Here is a 20,025-nt window from a genome sequence, read left to right on the forward strand (position 1 = left end):
GCCACCGACAACCACCAGCACCAGCACCATCAATAAACCCCAATAATCCCAAGCGCAATCGCAGGAATCAACGAAAGCATAGGGAATACAATCGCGATCACACCCATCTCTCTATACGACTCCTTATGCGTCATCCCTGTTACAATCAAAATCGTCAAGATCGCCCCGTTATGAGGAAGGGAATCCAATCCCCCGGAAGCAATCGATGCAATTCGGTGAAAAGCTTCGGGCGCAGGACCAGTAGTCGTCGCAATTTCATAGTAGTGCGAGCCTAGTGCTTCTAATGTGATACCAAGACCACCGGAAGCTGACCCTGTCGCTCCTGCTAAAACGTTTACTGCAATGGCTTCAGAGATTAAAGGATTTGCATTGATTCCTAAAATTGCATCGCTTAACTTTTCAAAGCCAGGAACCGATCGTACAATCGTTCCGAATCCTACTGCAGCACTCGTGTTAATCATCGCCATGACAGAATCGCTTGCTCCGCTGTTTACCGCTTTTGTGAAGCCTTTAAATTCTCTGATTGAAATGATTAATATAAGAACAATTCCCGTTGCAAGTGATATGACAATATCCCATTTTAAAATGTTCAATGTTATAATTACAGCCAGTAAAGGTAGTAAAGAAAGAATGATATGTGGATACTTCGTACGTGGTTCTGCATTCAAATCCTCTTCACGTTCTTCGAAGACTTCCCCTGCTTCTCTTAACACGCGAACTCTACGATTTAAATACAAAATGGAAGAGACAATCATGAACGCCGATGAAACAAGTCCTATAATCGGAGCCGCTGCCGCTGTTGTATGAAAGTACTGTGTCGGGATTAGATTCTGGATTTGCGGTGTGCCAGGTAATGCCGTCATCGCGAATGTCATCATCCCCGCTACAATCGTTCCCGGTAGAAGACGTCTGCTTATATTCGCTTCACGGAACATATTAAGTGCCAATGGATAGACTGCGAATACTACAACGAACACACTCACGCCACCGTAAGCCAATACACTTGCTGCCACAATGACACCAATGATCGCACGCTCTTTACCAAAAACGCGTGAAATTCCAATAGCTACTGAATGGGCCATGCCGCTGTACTCCATCAATTTCCCGAAAATCGCCCCCAACATAAATACCGGGAACCATTGCTTCGCAAAGTTAACGAAACCCGTCATATATGTATCCGTATACGCATCCAATAAGTTTAATCCACCAAATAACGCAACAATTCCTGCACAAATCGGTGCAATCCAGATGATCGACCAACCTCTATAAGCCAATACCATAAGCAACACTAAGCCTATAAATATCCCTAACATCCTATCCCTCCTCCATCAGGCTGTACACTTTTCAATCGTCAAACTACTTTATGTTAGAAATAAAGCAGGATCGAAGTTATGTATTCACTACGATCCTGCTTATGGTCAATCAACTACTTGGGAAGTTGAAATCTGTTTTGCTTTCATTATTATAAGAAGTATCGAACCATCTCTCAGAAACGGTTTTAGTTTTTGTAAAGAAACGAACAGTATCCGGACCGAACATTTGCCCTTCACCAAATCTGGAGCGTTTCCATCCACCGAAGTTATGGTAACCAACCGGAATCGGAATCGGAACATTCACTCCTACCATTCCCACTTCAATTTGATCCGTGAACGTTCTTGCAGCGCTTCCACTGTTGGTATAGATCGTAACGCCATTACCATATTCATGCTCATTAATCAGTTCAATCGCTTGTTCCAGCGTATTTACCCTAACAACGATTCGTGCTGGTCCGAAGACTTCTTCCTTATACACATTCATGTCGGTTGTCACATGATCGAGCAATGTTGGCGCTAAGTAATAGCCATTTTCATCCGCTACTTTAGGATTTCGTCCATCCGCTGCAAGAACGGCTCCTTCTTCTATAGCCAAATCGATGGATTTTATAATACTTGCTTTTGCCTCTGCACTAATCACAGGTCCAAAATCCGCCTCTTGGTCATCGAACTTGCCGACTTTGAGCTCGTTCACTTTCTCTGTTAGCTTCGCAACAAATGCGTCAGCTGTTTTCTCACCTACGGGAATCGCAGTAGAAATCGCCATACATCTTTGTGATGCGGCACCATAAGCTGCACCGAGGAATGAATTGACCGCTGTATCTATATCCGCATCCGGCATAATGACCATATTATTCTTTCCGCCACCGAATGCCTGTACACGCTTATGATTTTTCGTTCCTTTTTCATATACTGCTTCAGCTACCTTCGTCGATCCTACAAAGCTAACAGCCATAACGTCTTTATTCGTAAGCAGTGCATCCACGGCCTCTTTATCGCCATTGACAACATTCCAAACACCAGCTGGCAGTCCTGCTTCAGCCCATAGCTCCGCAAGAATTAATGCAGAATGAGGTACCTTTTCTGAAGGTTTCAAAATCATTGCGTTACCCACTGCTACTGCCATCGTACTCATCGCGACAGGTACCATTACCGGGAAATTAAATGGTGAAATACACGTCACAACACCTAATGGCTTATGCATCGAATACGAATTGATCTCTCCCCCTACATTCACCGAGTGCTCACCTTTTAACAAGTGTGGAGCACCAATCGCAAAGTCCACTGACTCGATACCACGTGTAATCTCACCTGTTGCATCAGAGATGGTTTTTCCATTTTCCTCACCTATCGCATATGCCAATCGATCCGTGTTTTCTACAAGTAAGGCACGAAACTTGTGAAGGACTTCCACTCGCTTACCTACTGAAACCTTAGACCAGTGAGTAAATCCTTCTTTCGCTAACTTCACGACCTCATTCACTTCTTCTGTTGAAGCCAATGGTACTTTCGCGATCTTCTCTCCAGTGGATGGATTAAAGACATCTCCATATCGTCCACTCTTGCCTTCTACCTCTTTACCATTAATAAAATGAGTCAATGTTTTTACTTCTGTTTTTTGCATATGTCCATTCCTCCTAATTTATAGTAGATTTTCTTATACGTTTTGCTTTTGTTTATTCAACTTGTCTTGGATCATCAAGTAGGAAGAAGACATATCTTCATGTGCGTGACCCTTTTCTACTTCCGCTTCATAGTATTCAATAAGTTGCGACGCAATCGGCAGCTCTCCGTCAAGAGAATCCGATACGTGCTTTGCAAGCTTCAAATCTTTTAATAGTAATGAAGTCGTAAATGCCCCTTTTGTGTACTCATCTTGTGAAATATACGTCTTATAGTTACGCGTAAGAATTGTACTTGCACCCGAGCTGACGTTGACGATGTCATACACGATATCCTGATCAACACCTGCAAGCTTTGCTAATGATAGTGCTTCAGCAACGGCTTGATTGTGAATACCTGCCATCATATTATTAATGAGCTTAACGATAGTACCAACACCCGGATCTATTCCTACATGGAATACATTCGATCCAATAGCCTGTAGATAAGGCAGTACCGTTTCAAACGTTTCTTTTTCGCCCCCTACCATGATGGATAACGTAGCGTTCACCGCACCACTGACACTTCCGCTGACTGGAGCTCCCAAATATTCAAGGTTTTTCTGCAAAGCTTCATATTCAATTTTTCTGTTCAAATCAGGTGAGATCGTGCTTAAATCTATTAACACTAATGGCTTCGTAGCGCTATTCACGATACCCTCTTCGCCTAAATACACATTTTCCGCAATAGCAGGAGTAGGTAGACTAGTGAAAACGAGATCCACTTCCTTTAGTAATGAAGCAGTTGTCAGACCGACATGCCCCCCCAATTCACCGAAGCTCTGCTCAGACTCTTTATTGATGTCCAAAGCATAAACCGAGTAACCTTTTTTCAATAAATTACGCGCCATCGGGAAGCCCATATTCCCAAGCCCAATAAATCCAATCTTCTTTTCATTAGCCATACATATTCCTCCTTTTTAATTCGCTTAACGTATGTAAGCGTTATCATTAATAATAAAAAAATATAGATACCTAACAGTTTGTAAACGTTAAATTACTTTTCAATTAAGTAATAATTTCTTTGACATACCGCAGTCACATACTACAGTCACTCAATAATATCTATAATTATCCAAATAGTCAACCCGTTTTCTAAAAATTTCAAATTAATTCGTGAACATGGTATCCTGTTAACAAACATGGTAGAGGAGGAACAAACATGACAGAACTTACACCTAGACAATTAAAAGCGCAAGAAACCAAGAAAAACCTCCTAGAAAAAGGCTTAGAGCTTTTCCATGAAAGAGGTTTCGATAATGTAACGGTAGAAAGTATTGCAAAAGCCTGTAATGTTTCCAAAGGAGCTTTCTACGTCCATTTTAATTCAAAATATGATGTCTTCTTGGAAAAGTTTAAAGATATCGATGAATTTTACCTATCATTCATTCCTAGCATTCCCGATAATCTCAAGGCTTCAGAAAAAATTCTTCTTTTTTATAAAGGCCAAATGACGTATTTGAGGGATGTCTTAGGAAAAGATTTCATTCATACGATTTACACAAGTGCGCTGGCATTAACGATAGATGACGATCACTATTTAACTGACCAAAATCGCCAACTGTATCAAATCATTCGCTCTTATGTTGAAGAAGGAGTAGAACGTAGAGAGTTTAAACAAGAGCTTTCGGTTGACGAGATTTCAATGCTCGTCACACGTTGCATGCGCGGAACGATCTACGATTGGATCATTTTTAGAGATCGTCTGGATCCTGTAGTAGAAATCCAAAGTATTACTTCTGTAGTGTTGGATGGATTGAAATGTGATAGTGAATGTGACTCTATCAAGAGAGTGTAATAACATATTAGACTCCCTTTACCAATCGCTTATTATTTATATATTGCTTCATTCATGCACAACAGAAACTACACCAAAGCACTCGGTTTCAACTATAGTAAACACCAAACACCTTCTACCTGTTTTTAGGAAGACTCGCTTTATAAATAAAAATGTAGCCTAGTCGCTACACTTTTTTCACTCCTGCTTTAAACGTACTACTCTATTACAAGTATTATAATTTAAGGAGCTGACCGAATGGAAACTTGCAAAACGTTTCAAATGCCGCCGACAATTCTTTATCAGCAATATTCTTTTGCACAGATAGGTGAAAAAGCCGTACTTCTTGGTAAAAAAGCACTGATCATCAGCGACCAAATTATGGAGAATCTCGGTTACGTAGAAGATTGCCAGCGGAAATTATCTGATCATTCTGTCGTCAGCATAGTATTCCTTGGTGTAGCTTCAGAGCCTACTAATCAATATGTAGAGGATGCACTTCAATTATTTCAAGATGAAACTTGCGACTTGATTATTTCATTGGGGGGCGGAAGCTGTATCGACACGGCGAAAGCGGTTGCAGTAGTAGCGACTAATGGCGGAAATATTGAGAATTACGTTGGCATGAAGAAAATTGCGCAAATAGCACCTGTACCTCATATCGCGATACCAACTACTGCAGGAACCGGTTCAGAAGCAACAGACGTAACTGTCATCACGAACTCAGCAACTAAAGTGAAAATGATGATTAAACAGCCCGCTTTCATGCCGAATGTTGCCATCGTCGATCCATTGCTGACGCTCTCTTCTCCTCAAAAAGTAACAGCTGCGACCGGCGTAGACGCACTGAGTCACGCGATTGAAGCATACATATCTAAAAAATCTCATCCGATGACAGATATGATGGCCTTATCCGCAATCAAGTTAATCTCAAAGAATTTGCATAAAGCATACACGGACGGTCAAAACATTGAAGCTAGAGAAGGCATGTCACTCGCTGCCCTTCAAGCTGGAAGTGCGTTCTCCAATGCGTCAGTTTGTTTAATCCATGGCATGTCCCGACCAATCGGTGCCCTATTTGATGTACCGCACGGTTTCTCGAACGCGATGCTTTTACCTGCTATACTGGAATATAGCAAAGACGCATGTATTGATAGACTGGCAGACATCGGTCGATTATTCTCGTCCGAAGCAAAACAATTGTCAGATGAAAACGCGGCAGAAGTTGCTGTACAATCCGTGAAAGACTTATGTAAATCATTAGATATCCCGAATCTTGAACAATGGGGAATCCCACGCAAAGAATTTGTAAGCGCTCTCAACAAGATGTCTACAGACGCGATCGATAGCGGTAGTCCAAGCAATAATCCTAAAACGCCTTCAAAAGAGGAAATCGCAGAACTATATCAAATATGCTATGAATACCAATTTTAATATCATATGTAATTACAATAGGAGGTCATCTATATGACAACAAATTCTACATTGACAGTACAAAACTATATTAACGGTGAATGGGTATCCGCTACGACAGACCAAACAGAGCCTGTATATAATCCCGCCACTGGAGAAGTCGTTGCACACGTTCCGATCTCAACTACTGAAGATTTGGATCGGGCAGTACAAGCTGCAAGCGAAGCATTCATTACTTGGAAAGAGGTACCCGTCCCACGTCGCGCACGTATTCTATTCAAATATCAGCAGCTATTAGTAGATCACTGGGATGAGCTCGCTAGAATCATCACAGTCGAAAACGGAAAAAACTTTACTGAAGCGCATGGCGAAGTACTTCGCGGAATTGAATGTGTAGAATTTGCCGCAGGAGCCCCTACTTTGATGATGGGAGATAACTTGCCATCCGTCTCATCAGGTTTGGAATCTGGAACATACCGTTACCCAATCGGTGTCATCGGCGGGATCACACCATTCAACTTCCCGATGATGGTGCCATGCTGGATGTTCCCGATGGCAATTGCAACAGGAAATACATTTGTACTCAAGCCATCCGAGCGTACGCCGATGCTGGCAAACCGCTTAGCTGAACTACTCGAAGAAGCCGGCTTACCAAAAGGCGTCTTCAATATTGTGCACGGAGCACATGACGTAGTAAATAGTATTCTGGATCACGAAAAAATTGCTGCCATTTCTTTCGTAGGATCTCAGCCCGTCGCAGAGTACGTCTACAAACGCGGAACGGATAATCTAAAACGCGTTCAAGCACTAGCTGGAGCAAAAAATCACTCCATCGTCTTGAAAGATGCGAACTTGGACAACGCCGCTACTCAAATTATCAACGCAGCATTCGGTTCAGCCGGAGAACGTTGCATGGCATGTTCAGTCGTCGCTGTTGAAGACGATATTGCAGATGAGTTTGTTGAAACTTTACTTAATCGTGCGAATGAACTCACCATCGGAAACGGTTTGGACGAAGGAATCTTCCTTGGACCTGTCATTCGTGATACTCATAAAGAACGAACAGAACAATACATCGCGACAGGTGAAAAAGAAGGCGCAACACTCGTTCGCGACGGCCGCCAAGACAGCGCAGCTAAAGAAAAAGGATACTTTGTCGGCCCTACCATCTTTGATCATGTAACGAGCGAGATGAAAATTTGGCAAGACGAAATTTTCGCTCCTGTTCTATCCATTAGCCGTGTGAAAAACTTAGATGAAGCAATCGAATTATCGAATCAATCCAAGTTCGCAAACGGTGCTTGTATTTTCACAAGAGACGGTGGAAATGTACGGAACTTCCGTGAAAACATCGATGCAGGAATGCTCGGATTAAATATCGGCGTACCTGCACCTATGGCCTTCTTCCCGTTCTCTGGGTGGAAAGATTCCTTCTATGGTGATCTACATGCCAATGGAAAAGATGGACTGAACTTCTATACACGTCAAAAAGTACTTACTGGTCGTTGGGAGTAATCACTATACCATACGAAAACACCTTCTCTTTGTTTTAAACAGAGAGAAGGTGTTTTACGTATTATCAAATTGTAATTGTCTGAATAGTTTCGAGTTGTGTGGGGACCTGGTACCGTTTCTACCGTTTCTATATAAATACTCTTTTATTTACAACAACCGTGTGTATTGCATTAGTTCGCCTTGCTGGAGGTTACATATAGTACAGCAAGGAGGTGAAGTTTATGTCAAAATGTGAAAAAGCAAGCAAAGAACAGCTTTTCTTCTTCGGGCTTCTAGCCGGATATGCTTTGCTCGGCTTGTTTTTAATTGTGCCCGCTGTATTGGCGGTCGTTGGTGCTAACCTGCTGCTTTTAGCCGTTGCAGTGATCATCGTGATCATCATCGTGTTGTTCGCCTTGGCGATCATTCTGAAAGGCCTGTCCCGTCTGTTTCATCATCGTAAACACTGATGAATAAATGCAGCCGCCACTTTAAAAGTGGCGGCTGTATTTTTACATATATTGAACTGCGAGAATTAAAAAAGTATTAAGGTAGCACATACTTTACGTAGTGTAATGATTCCTAATAATTACACTGGACCGCAAACGACAACATAATTACCGCGATAACTGTCCAAATCAACAACAATGATAGCATTCGTTTCGCCCATTTAACACAAGCACAGTATGATCCTCACATCCTCCAAGACTCGCTACGAGTGAATGGCTAATTCATTCTCGATAGGACTTCCACCCACTATATGCTGCAACCTAGGCTTGGTAACTCAACCTGGCGCCACTTAAAGCAAAAGGAGTAAGCAACTCATGCGTCTTCTGACAGCCGTTTATGTAATCCTTCATCAGTATACCTGTTATCGGGCTAAGCAAAATGCCGTTTCGGTAATGACCGGTACATATATGCAGCCCGTCGATGAACGGATGAGACCCCATGACCGGCAGATGGTCTGCGGCTTGGGGACGTACACCGACCCATGTTCGGTGGATCACTCCATCACTAAGCACAGGCAATAGGCGGGAAGCCCGTTGTAATAGCGAAAGAATGCCATGAGCCGTTACTGATGTATCAAAGGAACCGGGAATAGACGTTGCACCGATGAGCATTTCCTTATTTCGTTTCGGCACAATATAACAGCCGTCTACCGCAAATACCGTTTTGACCGGTGCAGGGCCGGCCAGCCGGATTGACAAGCATTCACCTTTCACAGGAATGACGGGCAAGGAAAAATCAGTGTCAGCTAAGAGATGGCTGCTCCAGGCACCGGCTGCAATCGTCACTTGAGTTGCATAAAGCGAGCCGATTGAAGTATCAACCCCCACTATCCGGTTTTGCTGAATCAGCAGACGAAGAGCCTTTGTTTCTTCATATACATGGGCACCGGCATGCATTGCTGCTTTCAAAAAGGCCTGTGCGAGCAAGGGGGCTTTCACTTGATGGTCTTTTTCCAGAAAAATAGCACCGGCAGTTTGGGACGTCATACAAGGTTCGATCTCCGGCACTTCTTCCGGCTCAAGCCACTGAATGGATGGGTCCTTTTCGGATAAAAAGTGATACTGTCGGTGCAGCTCGTCACGATCCTGTTCTGTCGCGGCCGTTTTGATCAGGCCAGCTGTTCGTAAATCAATGTCTATACCCGTTTCGGACAGCAATTCATCACGAAGTTGGGGGAACATCGCTCGGCTTTCCAGTGCGATTCCCAACAACGGATTGTCCTGCTCAAACTCATTTTGCGCCCCAAGCATCCCTCCTGCTGCCATAGAGGCCTGTCCGGCTTTGCCTGCATCAAATACAGCTACGCTTAAGCCTTCTTTGGCCAGTCGATAGGCAATGGAACAACCTATTACTCCTCCGCCAATAACAATATGATCATATGTCTTCATTATTTCCACTCCTCATAGATGACCTAAATACTAATGCTATTGAACATCTATATCAGCCTGTTAGAAAATGAAAAACGCCACTTTCATAGAAGAAAGCAGCGCCTCATGTATACAGTCCATAACATACAAGTGATGTAAGCAGTGCCACTTCCCTTCGCCAGTACGAGCTGGATCAGGTTCCAAGAGTCCCAAAGTCAATCACTTTGATCTCAGCCTTTTTTCAAAGGCACCTCTAGCGGATGAAATATTCATTTTTTTCAGAATAACATACAAGCCGAAATTTGTCATTTGAAATTAGTTATGGATCGGTGCTTATGCAAGGTGATTTTATAACAAGACATCAAAGAGAATAATCATACAACGGCAAACCATTCATCCGACCAGGTGATTGGCTACTTGGTTCTTTTTGTATGCAATTGTAGTGTATTGACTGAATTGTATCGTACACAGCGTAGCCCGACACTAAAATATTCTCAACTCTCTTTTTACTAGAAACGTAAGGTGGACTGTAAATACTGCACTATTGCAAACCAAAAGTGCTGGTAGAACTTTCTTAATCCATGTATTTATTAAATAACCTTCTATTATTGTGTAAGAAGATTCAACACTTTGACTGATGAACAGTGCTTTCTTATCGGAAGGATTTTCATAATATACGGACCAGTCACTCCTGCAATACCTATATTGTTCCCAGTTGTGGCAGCGATTACTCCTGCTACCTGCGTGCGGGGACCTGGTACCTCATCCTACGCCTCCCATTCAAGACTCAACACGCGATTTCGTCGGATCTCCCTTTGGTGATGGAATATCAGTGGATTCAGCTAATTTCATTAAATAATATATTTCTTCACGCGCCATGTGATCTGCCATTAAAGGGGTTAGGGTCCCAAGCGTTTCTTTCTTCAAATCCATCTCTTCCAACTCTCTTAAAAATGCTTTAAAAATAGTCATCTCTAAGTTGATGTCCTGATGGAATTTAGTTAACGCTGGGAATTTCATAATATTCGTACGTAAATAACCAGCCATCTCAATTGCTTTTAAATAAAATGCTTCCCACTCTTTAGTAAATCGTTCACTTTTCTTTTTGAGCTTGGCTTCCACACGGTCTAAATTTGCATCAAGAGCGCCCGCATGCCCTGCCGCATCGAGTAACCACAGCAAGTCATGGTGAAGAGGATGTACAGTCGGTGGTTTCTCTCCTTTTGCAAAGCATGTAAATATACGTATAGCCTCTTCTACTTCATTCACCATGTGATTAATAAAGGAAGGTGGCAGAGAAATTTTGATGTTGCCGACTAAATGCTGCTGTATTAATAATAATTTAAACTTGCGAATATCTTCACTCGCTTTTAAAGTTTCTTGCGCTAATGTCCGTAGAGATTGTGTATCCAGATCTCCCTTTGCTTTAGCAAGAAGGCCATCAAATAACTGTATATAATAACTTGCTGTCTTAATATTTGCCACTTCATCCGGCGCTAAAGAATCGTGAATGAAGCGTGCATGATCGCCTAATATTTGTAACCAAAAACGCAGTTCAAATGACATCTCTTCCTGTAAACTCTTCAATACATTCCCTCCCTATCCATTGAGGTCTCTGACAGTAGATATTCTCTTCACACGCCAATTAAGTGTAAAGAGACTTCCATATTCAGTAGCCTGCAATCTACTTCCCTATTCATATTATGTGTAGCTGCTGTTTTTATGTATGTATTCACGGTGGAGATACACCTTCAATTATTCCAGTCAAACATAGAATTTCACACGCAACGAGTATATATAATGGAGGTTAAATAACTCATGGACGTGCTGCATATAGTGAGCATAAATACAATCAGAGGAAGTGGTTTGCATGATAGAAAGGGCGCTGCTTTTCATTATTCTATTACGAGTTATTTCAGGAAGTATAGAAATAACAGCTGCTGCACTCATGTTTAAATTCAATGACTTGGAAAAGGCGTTTTATATTAACTCTTTACTTGCATTAGTAGGTCCATTTATATTAATTGTAACGACAGGAATTGCATTACACGGCCTCACTGAAAAAGTATCTTTAGTAAGAATGATTTGTCTATTCACAGGAATTTTCCTCATCCTTTTTAGTTTAAAATCTAAATAAATACTTCATTCCATACATATCTCTAAATAGAAAAGAACCTGACAGTTTTTTACTGTCGGGTCCTTTTTCAGTTTCTTTGATTGGATTCTTCAATTTCTTCGATATTAATGAACTTAAACACCATAAAAGTCAAAATGACTCCCAGTACAGTGGCAATGATATAACTGCCGTTCAGAAAATCTTTCATGGCAATTGACATCAACGGAGGGCCTGCGGCTACACCGATAAATCTGGCTGAACTGTAAAAAGAAGACACCGTGCCTCGTAGCTCTTTTTCAATATTTTCTGTAATAATCGCATCCAATGCAGGCAATAATGCGCCTATGGCTATTCCGACTATACTAGTCACAATCAACAAGAGGATCAAGTTCTTGCTTGTAAATCCAACAAAAATGACACTGGCAGACATGGCGATTAAGCAAATGACCATGACCCTTTTTATAGTTTTCAGTTCGCCTTTAATTTTTCGGCCCGATAAAAAGGAAGCAATACATAGGAATAATAACGGAATGGCCAAAACGAATCCTTTCTTAATCCCCTCAATATCATGTGTTTTCTCCAGGTTTTCCGATAAAAAAAACAACATACTGAATAGAACCAGCATGACTAGAACTCCATTTAAAAATACGGTATACAACCATTTACCTTCTGACGCAAATATCTTTTTAGTGTTCTTGATAAACACCTTAAACTTTACGGGTTCATCTTTTTCTTTCGGGACTTTAACAAATAAGAAGATCAGTACAAAAGAAATGACGCTGAGTGCAGAAATAGAGAAGAATGGCAGGAACCATAATAGAGCAGCAAATGCTGAACCTAAGATAGGAGCTAATACTTTTCCAAACGTGTTTGACGTTTCAATAATTCCCAAACACTTACTGCTTTTTTCACCATCATCTTTATATAAGTCACCCACAAGCGGTAGCACGATTGGCATGGCGCCGGCTGCTCCTATACCTTGTAATACCCGACCAATAATAATCATCATATACGGGTCATCCATCTTCCACGAAGCAAATCCCGCAATCAGACCTCCGATCAATGCAAAGACTAAACTTGGCAATATCACCATTTTCCGTCCGAAACGGTCTGATAAATATCCGGCTACTGGGATAAGAAAAATAGCCGCCACCGAGTAACTGGTAATAATCATACTCGATTGAAACGATGTAATCCCCACTTTATCTTCCAATAAAGGAAGCACGGGTATGAGCATAGAATTCCCTAGCGTCATAATAAGAGGAATTGAAGCCAGACTAACAATGCACCATACACTAACCTTGTCCGCACTTTTATCCATTACCACACCTCATCATATTTTGTTCTACTAATTAGAGGTATGGTTTCCTAACGAGTTTTTTTTATACTTTAATATTTTTTATTAGCACAATCATGAGATTATGTAAAAAATTAAGCAAACACAGCCTAGTGAAGAGTTGTTAAAATAACGCTTGATAAGCCTGAATACCGAAGTATATTCCAAAACCGATCATAGATATAGAGGATATAATGGAAACGATTAGCAAAAGTCTTGAGGATAAGAACTTGCGTGCTCCACTGGACAAAAAGGCCATGAACAAATCCACGATCATTATACCCAATAAAATCGCAAGACTGTTTATAATGATTTGGTACCCTGTTGATCCACCAGCTGTTTTGGCCAAAATGGAACCGTATATACCGAGCCAAAAAATAATAGTAAGCGGATTCAACAATGACATCAAAAAGCCAGTCATCATAGATGTTCTTAGTCTGACTCGTTTACCCAATCTCACACTCATTTCAACTTTGTTCAACGTCAGTAAGTTTTCTATACCTGTATACATCAGCACAAAACACCCAAACGACCAGAGAATGATTTTAATTAACGGTGAATCAATAAATTGTCCGACTCCAAAGTACACAAGGAATATATACATAATATCCGTGGTCACAGAACCAAAACTAAAAGCCCAAGCATGAAAAAAACCTCTTTTAATTCCCGTATTTAACAGAACAGTTTTAACAGGACCGATTGGCGCGGCTAAGGATGCTCCCAAGAATATATATAGAAAAATCGAATTCACAAAATCCCCCCTATAATATGTTGTCCTGCCATTTTATTCACACATAATGACCGATAGGACTTGGAAGAGGGTATTCTGAAGAAATATTTTAGTTTGTAGGATCAGTCATAGAAGTAATATTTTGTGTGTGGACTGGATCCTTTTTAACCGTTGACAAATGAATCATATACTTCTTGTTTGATTAGAAGAACCCTATAAATATGTAGAGCGAACTGTCGGAATTATGTTATAATTTAGTGAAGATCTACTATTCTTTTTGAATCCCCCCATATGAATCATAATTCATCTAAAGTTTGATATTTCTCCCCCGTATTATTACACTATAGTTATATGAGGTGAATAATTAGAAACACCAGAAAATAAACCACTGCACTACCACTACCTTATTACAGTTCAAATTATCTATTTACATATTTAAAGGAAAGTGAAGGAGTATTAGTACTATGATGAAGAAACGAGAAATTAAAGTGAAGCGGATGCTAGAGTTTTTCATCGAAGCAACTGAGCAAGTCATCGAAGAAGAAGGCATAGAGTATGTTACTGCTAGAAAGATCGCTGAATTAGCAGGGTATACTAGTTCGACAATCTATAATTATTTTGAAGAACTTAATCATCTCATCTTCTTCGGTTCACTCCGGTTCTTGGATGAGTATGTAGATGACTTATCAAAGTACATGGATAAAGAGGAGGAGCCTTTTGAGAAATACCTCTCTTCTTGGGAATGCTTCTGCAAACATTCATTCAACAATCCTCAAATTTATAACATGATTTTCATTTCTGATTTAGGTTCTGAACCAAATGAGTTATTGAAGCGGTACTACAAAATTTATCCAAATGATCTGTTGAACCTGCCTGAGGAAATCAAAATGCTTGTGATGGAAAATGATCTATCGAAGCGAAGCAAAGGGATGATTTCCGATGCAGTAAAGAAACGATACCTGACTGATGAAAAACTAGATGCGATCGTTGATATCACCATCCTCATGTGGAAAGGCATGCTGACAACTCTTCTTAATAACCGCGCCAATTATACCCCTGAAGAAGCTACCGCCATCACAATGAATTACATCCGGGAAATCATGAGCCATTATACAAAGTAAAATAAAAAATCATTCCGGCTGATAACCGGAATGATTTTTTATGCATTATTCACATGCGTGCTGAACATCTGAAATTACAACATCCTCCTGCTTTCCTTTCGCAGATAGAAGAATGTACCCCTCTTCTTCCCTCACTGAAAATGTTTTGATCTTCACTTTATCACTGAAAAGCGATTTCCCTGTATCCATATCAAAAGCCCAGCCATGCAGAGGACATTTAACGAACTTGTCATGGCAGCCGTATTTATACTGCTGGGGATCAGATGCTTCCATGACACCCGAAATCGAGCCGAATTCCAACGGTGCTCCCTGATGTGGACACGTACTATTAAATGCCTGCAGTTTCCCCTCTACGTTCACGACTACAATCGACATATTCTTGATAGCTACAATTTTACGTTTACCGTTCGGTAATTCCTCCGCCTTGCAGACGACAATTTCATTTTTAGGTTTTGTGACCATTCTATTCCCTCCCTATGTTAGAATCTGTACGTTTCCAAAGCGTTTTTATAGAAAATTTTATGCTTTAAATCATCCGGGAAATGCGCGAAAATATCCATTGTATGTTCTCCATCCCAATGTGGGTAATCACTAGAGAACATCAGCATGTCTTCCGCATCGATCATCTCCACTAATGTCACCAAATCCTTCGGGTGGAAAGGTTCTTCGAATGGCTGAGTCGCAAGGCGGATGTTTCTTCTAATATATTCACTTGGCAACATTTTCACCCAAGGAATTTCATCTCTCAATGCCTTCCAGTTTTTATCTAATCTCCACATTAAATGCGGCATCCAAGAGAAACCATATTCAACGAAGACTACTTTCAGCTTCGGGAATCGTTCGAAGACTCCTTCACAAATCAGACTGTTAATCTGTCGCATCGGCACAATTGACAATGATGAGTGCCATTCCATATAAGTAGATGCCGGTCCGATGTATTGCGGTGGTGAGTATTCACCTGAACCTTCAGAGTCGGGATGCAGAACAATCGGCAGACCATATGCTTCAGCAATTTCATAGATTGGCCAGAAATGACGCTTACCTAAAGGAATATTGATATTTTGCAAATTAATTCCGACAACCCCTGGCTTCTTACCGATACGCTCAATTTCTTTCACTGTCGCATCGGCATCAACAGTCGATACAACCATGTCGATTTTGAAACGTTCATCTACATTTACCCACTTATCATACAGCCAATCATTGCAGGCTGAACTGTAGGCGGTAGTTACATCTACATTATGATAAGGTGCCATCGTACCGTGGCCAACGTTCAATATCCCGTACGTTGTCCCAAATTTATCGAATAGATCGGTTCCTACAAATGCAGGATCAGAACCCGGAACCCCGCCTGACGGAGTTGTAGCATCCAAGCGCAACACGTGATTCGGATTATGATAGCGTGTTTTTGGAAATTCGAATGCACCCGCTGTCTGAGAAGTCAAAAATCTATTGCTGAACTTTCCGAAGTTCATCATCTTTTGCAACCATTCGTCAGAATATGGCACCAGCTCATCCAAAGATCCTAAAAAGCAGTGAACATCTACGTCAATTAATTGCGTTTTCTTGTTTGGCTCCATATCATTGACTTGTGTATTTCCTGTATTAATCACCATATCCAACACCCCTTTTATTTAATAGTTGCAGCTTGTTTAATGATACTTTTTAATTTTACTTTCTCATCGTCCAGTTGATCTGTGCTAACCAATACAGCTTGGCTGATTAAACGACGTACAGGTAATACGTTCACAGGCTGATTCACAATCAACGCCCCCACCACTCGTTGATTTAGTAAATAGAACATCGTAAATTGGTCCGTTTCTATCGTCCCTCGCATAACCGTTTGATCCCATTGAGTCGGATGCCCTACATATTGGATGGCCAGATCATGCTGGTCAGACCAAAAATAAGGAATTGTTGTAAAAGGCTTTGAACCAGGCTGCAGCATATTCACTGCGGCGGTAGCCCCTTGATTCATAGCATGATCCCAGTGTTCGATCCGGATGGCTTCTCCACTCACCGGATAAGTCCATCGGGCGCAATCCCCTGCTGCAAAAACATCCGGAACAGACGTCTCACAAAACTCATTTACGATGATTCCATCATTAAAATTCAATTGATCCTGTACTAACAAACCATCCGTTGAAACGCCTATTCCTACCAATACAGCGTCACAATCTATTTTTCTACCCTCTTTTGTCTCGACGGCATGTATAGCTGAATCGCCTATAAATTGTGTAATATAATCATCCGTGAAAATCTCAATTCCTTTTTCTCGATGTTTGGAAGCTATATAATTGCCCATATCTTCACCGAGCACTCTGGATAAAGGTGTTTTTGCTGCTTCGAATACGGTTACTTTTTTCCCAGATGCTAGCATCGATGCTGCTACTTCGAGCCCTATAAAACCCGCTCCGATAATGGCCAGATGGTTAATAGAAGATAATTGGTCTTGCAACCGATTTGCATCCTTCTTCGTCTTCAAATAAAAGACATTATCAAACTCTTGATCATCCAATGGTTGCAAGCGTCTCAGTTTGGAACCTATTGTAATCAACAATTTGTCAAAATTAACTTCTTCTCCATCATCAAGAATCACTAATTTTCTATCAATTTGCAAATCCGCTACAGCTTTTCCTAATTTCAATTCAATTCTATTGTCTTGATAGAATTCTTCGGGATGCAGCAAGATATCGTTATGATCCTTGGTACCCGCCAGATATTCTTTTGACAATGGCGGCCGATCATATGGGAGATTTTCATCCATATCTATCAGAACCACTTTCCCCTCAAAGTCATGATCTAGTAATGTTTTGGCTGCATTTACCCCCGCAATGCCTGCTCCAAGAATAACGATACGATTAGTAGTACTCAAAATTTCCGCCTCCATTCATTAAAGTTTGATATAGATCTGATCATCTACTACTAGGACTTCATATGTTTCTACCGGACTTTTTGCGGGAGGACCTTGCGGCTGCCCTGTCCGGACATCGAATTGAGAAAAGTGAAGGGGGCAGGTAACAAAACATCCCTCAAGCTCTCCATCGGATAACTCGACATGTGCATGACTACAAATATTATTAATCGCATAATACTGCCCATCTACCTGACAAATCATAATGTCTTCGTCATCCACTTCCACGCTAATCATTTCTTCATCTTCCAATTCCGAAATTAGAGCAACAGGGATAAATTCTTCCAGCTGATTCATTGAAATCATCACCTTTCCAGACTTTGATCAAGTTCAATTAATGAACACGTTCATGAACATGTTCAGATAATAGCATTATTATATTTCTTTTACAATGGCTTTTCTGAAAATAAAGTTAATATTTTTAAGATATTTACTTTTCAAATAATTTAAACTATAATATGTTCACTAGAAGAACTTGTTCATTTAAATTACAAGTTCATGCAATTAGGAAGGGGATGGATACGTGGTTAATACCTAAATTCAATAATTTTCAAGTCATGTATACATGTTACTGTCGAAATATTGTGCCAAGGCATGTTGGAGGGATTTACTTTATTATTCGAGGAGGATGACTATGCAGGATCATATCAAAAAAGACAATGTAATTTTTAAAGTCTCCATTTCAATCATTACAGTTTTCATCGTTTTTGCTTTTTTCTTTAATAAGGCTCTTGGTAACTTCGCTTCGTCCGCTTTAGGTGTAGCTGTAGATTATTTCGGTTGGTTTTACTTGACCTCCGCTTTTCTAGTCATTGTATTACTGGCATGGTTGTGTATCTCTCCTTATGGCAATATTCGGCTCGGAAAGGATACGGATCGTCCCACTTATAAAAATATGACGTGGTTTGCTATGCTATTTACTGCAGGAATGGCAATTGGTTTAGTATTTTTTGGACTGGCTGAACCAATCTACCATTATGTAAACCCTCCATACGGTGAAGGGAATACAGCAGAATCTGCAACAGTCGCCATGAAATACAGCTTTCTCCATTGGAGTCTACATCCATGGGCCATGTATGCCATTTTCGGTCTAGCATTAGCTTACTTTCAATATAGAAAAAATAGGCCAGCACTGATCAGTTCAACTGTTATCGATCTTTACAAAGGAAAAAATGAAAAGGCTTTCAAATATACCGTAGAGATTTTCTGCATAGTTGCGACTGTATTTGGAGTCGCTGCTTCTTACGGAGTCGGGACATTGCAAATGGGAGCCGGTTTGGAACACGTGTTTAACATCCCTAATACCATGACGACTCAATTTATCATCATCGGCGTTATTTCGTTGATCTATATCACCGCTGCCGTCTCTGGGATTGAAAAAGGAATTAAGTTCGTGTCCAATCTTAATATTGCATTGGCTGCATTCCTGTTACTCTTCGTCTTCTTCCTTGGACCAACGCTTCAGATTATCCAAGTGTTCGTCAGCTCACTTGGCGCATATATGAGTAACTTTGTTTCGATGAGTTTAGGAATCCAACCATTTAAAGATAACAAATGGCTTGGTGAATACACGGTGTTCTATTTAGCTTGGTGGGTTTCTTGGGCTCCTGCAGTCGGCATATTTGTCGCACGTATCTCTCGCGGTCGAACGATTCGTGGCTTTATTGCCGGAGTTTTGCTTGCCCCGTCACTATTAGGGATGCTCTGGTTCTCCGTTTTCGGTGGAACAGGTCTGCATTTCCTACATGACCTTGGCTATCAAGCATTAGCCGATCAAGTATTTGCAAATAATGCACTCAGTATGTTCGCGTTTTTGGAATACTTGCCGTTGACTACGTTTATGAGTATTGTCACTATTCTATTGATTGCCCTGTTCTTTATCACAAATGCTGAAGCAGTTACATTTGTACTAGCAATGATCAGTCAAAACGGCGAACTGCATCCTAGCAGAAAGGTAAAAGCTACTTGGGGCATCTACATGGCAGTCGTTACAGGTCTTCTTTTATTAACCGGCGACTTGTCCACCATACAAACTTTGGCGATTATCACATCATTCCCGCTGACCATTTTAATGCTATTTATGTGCTATGCGCTAATTAAGGAATTATCAAAGGAAGAGATTCCATCGCGAACGATAGATAAACTTCCTTCTTTAGTGGAACAGAAAGAAGGAACAACATTAGGCGTTTCAATGGAGCCACAGCAAATTCCTATCACGCAAAATATCACTTCTGACAAATAACAACACTACTTTTAGTACTACCAAAACAGTC

18 protein-coding genes and 1 riboswitch are annotated in these 20,025 nt (G+C 40.9%); of the genes, 7 read left to right on the forward strand and 11 right to left on the reverse strand.

Annotation, left to right across the window (positions count from 1 at the left end; translation table 11 throughout):
- Positions 1-29: 29 nt before the first annotated feature.
- The 3 genes from CSV74_RS07370 to CSV74_RS07380 form a co-directional block, all read right to left on the reverse strand.
- Positions 30-1,313, reverse strand: a complete 1,284-nt coding sequence (locus CSV74_RS07370; RefSeq protein ID WP_099691188.1) for a GntP family permease — start codon at positions 1,311-1,313, stop codon at positions 30-32.
- Positions 1,314-1,422: 109 nt separating this feature from the next.
- A complete protein-coding gene (locus tag CSV74_RS07375) occupies positions 1,423-2,937 on the reverse strand; it encodes a CoA-acylating methylmalonate-semialdehyde dehydrogenase (protein ID WP_099691189.1) in 1,515 nt (504 codons plus the stop codon).
- Between the two features lie 33 nt (positions 2,938-2,970).
- The gene (locus CSV74_RS07380) at positions 2,971-3,879 is read right to left on the reverse strand and encodes an NAD(P)-dependent oxidoreductase (protein WP_099691190.1); all 909 of its coding nucleotides are present in this window, start codon (positions 3,877-3,879) and stop codon (positions 2,971-2,973) included.
- Positions 3,880-4,136: 257 nt separating this feature from the next.
- Here CSV74_RS07380 and CSV74_RS07385 point away from each other — a divergent pair, with 257 nt between their 5' ends.
- The 4 genes from CSV74_RS07385 to CSV74_RS07400 all read left to right on the forward strand — a co-directional run bounded on the left by CSV74_RS07385 (position 4,137) and on the right by CSV74_RS07400 (position 8,128).
- Positions 4,137-4,772, forward strand: a complete 636-nt coding sequence (locus CSV74_RS07385; protein WP_099691191.1) for a TetR/AcrR family transcriptional regulator — start codon at positions 4,137-4,139, stop codon at positions 4,770-4,772.
- Positions 4,773-5,009: 237 nt separating this feature from the next.
- Positions 5,010-6,185 (forward strand): iron-containing alcohol dehydrogenase, encoded by a 1,176-nt coding sequence (locus CSV74_RS07390; RefSeq protein WP_099691192.1) that lies wholly within the window; start codon positions 5,010-5,012, stop codon positions 6,183-6,185.
- A gap of 33 nt (positions 6,186-6,218) precedes the next feature.
- Positions 6,219-7,679 carry a CoA-acylating methylmalonate-semialdehyde dehydrogenase gene (locus CSV74_RS07395; protein ID WP_099691193.1) on the forward strand — a complete coding sequence of 487 codons (1,461 nt, stop codon included), beginning with the start codon at positions 6,219-6,221 and terminating at the stop codon, positions 7,677-7,679.
- 221 nt (positions 7,680-7,900) lie between these two features.
- Complete coding sequence (locus tag CSV74_RS07400; protein WP_099691194.1) at positions 7,901-8,128, forward strand: hypothetical protein; 228 nt, start codon at positions 7,901-7,903, stop codon at positions 8,126-8,128.
- A 300-nt stretch (positions 8,129-8,428) separates the two neighbouring features.
- Here CSV74_RS07400 and thiO read toward each other — a convergent pair whose 3' ends face one another.
- Positions 8,429-9,556, reverse strand: coding sequence for a glycine oxidase ThiO (thiO, locus tag CSV74_RS07405; RefSeq protein ID WP_099691195.1), 1,128 nt, complete (start codon positions 9,554-9,556; stop codon positions 8,429-8,431).
- Between the two features lie 132 nt (positions 9,557-9,688).
- Positions 9,689-9,800: riboswitch (TPP riboswitch) on the reverse strand.
- A 515-nt stretch (positions 9,801-10,315) separates the two neighbouring features.
- Complete coding sequence (locus CSV74_RS07410) at positions 10,316-11,101, reverse strand: DUF2935 domain-containing protein (RefSeq protein WP_099691287.1); 786 nt, start codon at positions 11,099-11,101, stop codon at positions 10,316-10,318.
- 304 nt (positions 11,102-11,405) lie between these two features.
- Here CSV74_RS07410 and CSV74_RS07415 point away from each other — a divergent pair, with 304 nt between their 5' ends.
- Complete coding sequence (locus CSV74_RS07415) at positions 11,406-11,672, forward strand: YqhV family protein (RefSeq protein ID WP_051210437.1); 267 nt, start codon at positions 11,406-11,408, stop codon at positions 11,670-11,672.
- 67 nt (positions 11,673-11,739) lie between these two features.
- Here CSV74_RS07415 and CSV74_RS07420 read toward each other — a convergent pair whose 3' ends face one another.
- The gene (locus tag CSV74_RS07420) at positions 11,740-12,972 is read right to left on the reverse strand and encodes an MFS transporter (RefSeq protein WP_099691196.1); all 1,233 of its coding nucleotides are present in this window, start codon (positions 12,970-12,972) and stop codon (positions 11,740-11,742) included.
- Between the two features lie 139 nt (positions 12,973-13,111).
- Positions 13,112-13,738 (reverse strand): LysE family transporter, encoded by a 627-nt coding sequence (locus CSV74_RS07425; protein ID WP_099691197.1) that lies wholly within the window; start codon positions 13,736-13,738, stop codon positions 13,112-13,114.
- 443 nt (positions 13,739-14,181) lie between these two features.
- On the opposite strand from CSV74_RS07425, the gene CSV74_RS07430 reads away from it, so the two are divergent.
- Positions 14,182-14,838 (forward strand): TetR family transcriptional regulator, encoded by a 657-nt coding sequence (locus CSV74_RS07430; protein ID WP_233190838.1) that lies wholly within the window; start codon positions 14,182-14,184, stop codon positions 14,836-14,838.
- Positions 14,839-14,883: 45 nt separating this feature from the next.
- Here the strand turns inward: CSV74_RS07430 and CSV74_RS07435 are convergent, their stop codons facing one another.
- The 4 genes from CSV74_RS07435 to CSV74_RS07450 are packed head-to-tail and all read right to left on the reverse strand — an operon-like array spanning position 14,884 to position 18,049.
- Complete coding sequence (locus CSV74_RS07435; protein ID WP_083035031.1) at positions 14,884-15,300, reverse strand: Rieske (2Fe-2S) protein; 417 nt, start codon at positions 15,298-15,300, stop codon at positions 14,884-14,886.
- 17 nt (positions 15,301-15,317) lie between these two features.
- Positions 15,318-16,454 carry an amidohydrolase family protein gene (locus CSV74_RS07440; protein ID WP_099691198.1) on the reverse strand — a complete coding sequence of 379 codons (1,137 nt, stop codon included), beginning with the start codon at positions 16,452-16,454 and terminating at the stop codon, positions 15,318-15,320.
- A 14-nt stretch (positions 16,455-16,468) separates the two neighbouring features.
- Positions 16,469-17,713 carry an NAD(P)/FAD-dependent oxidoreductase gene (locus CSV74_RS07445; protein WP_158231768.1) on the reverse strand — a complete coding sequence of 415 codons (1,245 nt, stop codon included), beginning with the start codon at positions 17,711-17,713 and terminating at the stop codon, positions 16,469-16,471.
- Between the two features lie 18 nt (positions 17,714-17,731).
- A complete protein-coding gene (locus CSV74_RS07450; RefSeq protein ID WP_099691200.1) occupies positions 17,732-18,049 on the reverse strand; it encodes a non-heme iron oxygenase ferredoxin subunit in 318 nt (105 codons plus the stop codon).
- Between the two features lie 337 nt (positions 18,050-18,386).
- On the opposite strand from CSV74_RS07450, the gene CSV74_RS07455 reads away from it, so the two are divergent.
- Positions 18,387-19,994 carry a BCCT family transporter gene (locus CSV74_RS07455; protein ID WP_158231769.1) on the forward strand — a complete coding sequence of 536 codons (1,608 nt, stop codon included), beginning with the start codon at positions 18,387-18,389 and terminating at the stop codon, positions 19,992-19,994.
- The last annotated feature ends 31 nt before the right edge of the window (positions 19,995-20,025 follow it).

The sequence above is a fragment of the Sporosarcina sp. P19 genome (assembly GCF_002743165.1).
GTDB classification, from domain to species: domain Bacteria; phylum Bacillota; class Bacilli; order Bacillales_A; family Planococcaceae; genus Sporosarcina; species Sporosarcina ureae.

Coding starts and splice junctions, on each gene's coding strand:
- CSV74_RS07370 (WP_099691188.1), bottom strand. CDS start 1,313: ATGTTAGGGATATTTATAGGCTTAGTGTTGCTTATGGTATTGGCTTAT.
- CSV74_RS07375 (WP_099691189.1), bottom strand. CDS start 2,937: ATGCAAAAAACAGAAGTAAAAACATTGACTCATTTTATTAATGGTAAA.
- CSV74_RS07380 (WP_099691190.1), bottom strand. CDS start 3,879: ATGGCTAATGAAAAGAAGATTGGATTTATTGGGCTTGGGAATATGGGC.
- CSV74_RS07385 (WP_099691191.1), top strand. CDS start 4,137: ATGACAGAACTTACACCTAGACAATTAAAAGCGCAAGAAACCAAGAAA.
- CSV74_RS07390 (WP_099691192.1), top strand. CDS start 5,010: ATGGAAACTTGCAAAACGTTTCAAATGCCGCCGACAATTCTTTATCAG.
- CSV74_RS07395 (WP_099691193.1), top strand. CDS start 6,219: ATGACAACAAATTCTACATTGACAGTACAAAACTATATTAACGGTGAA.
- CSV74_RS07400 (WP_099691194.1), top strand. CDS start 7,901: ATGTCAAAATGTGAAAAAGCAAGCAAAGAACAGCTTTTCTTCTTCGGG.
- thiO (WP_099691195.1), bottom strand. CDS start 9,556: ATGAAGACATATGATCATATTGTTATTGGCGGAGGAGTAATAGGTTGT.
- CSV74_RS07410 (WP_099691287.1), bottom strand. CDS start 11,101: ATGTCATTTGAACTGCGTTTTTGGTTACAAATATTAGGCGATCATGCA.
- CSV74_RS07415 (WP_051210437.1), top strand. CDS start 11,406: ATGATAGAAAGGGCGCTGCTTTTCATTATTCTATTACGAGTTATTTCA.
- CSV74_RS07420 (WP_099691196.1), bottom strand. CDS start 12,972: ATGGATAAAAGTGCGGACAAGGTTAGTGTATGGTGCATTGTTAGTCTG.
- CSV74_RS07430 (WP_233190838.1), top strand. CDS start 14,182: ATGATGAAGAAACGAGAAATTAAAGTGAAGCGGATGCTAGAGTTTTTC.
- CSV74_RS07435 (WP_083035031.1), bottom strand. CDS start 15,300: ATGGTCACAAAACCTAAAAATGAAATTGTCGTCTGCAAGGCGGAGGAA.
- CSV74_RS07440 (WP_099691198.1), bottom strand. CDS start 16,454: ATGGTGATTAATACAGGAAATACACAAGTCAATGATATGGAGCCAAAC.
- CSV74_RS07450 (WP_099691200.1), bottom strand. CDS start 18,049: ATGAATCAGCTGGAAGAATTTATCCCTGTTGCTCTAATTTCGGAATTG.
- CSV74_RS07455 (WP_158231769.1), top strand. CDS start 18,387: ATGCAGGATCATATCAAAAAAGACAATGTAATTTTTAAAGTCTCCATT.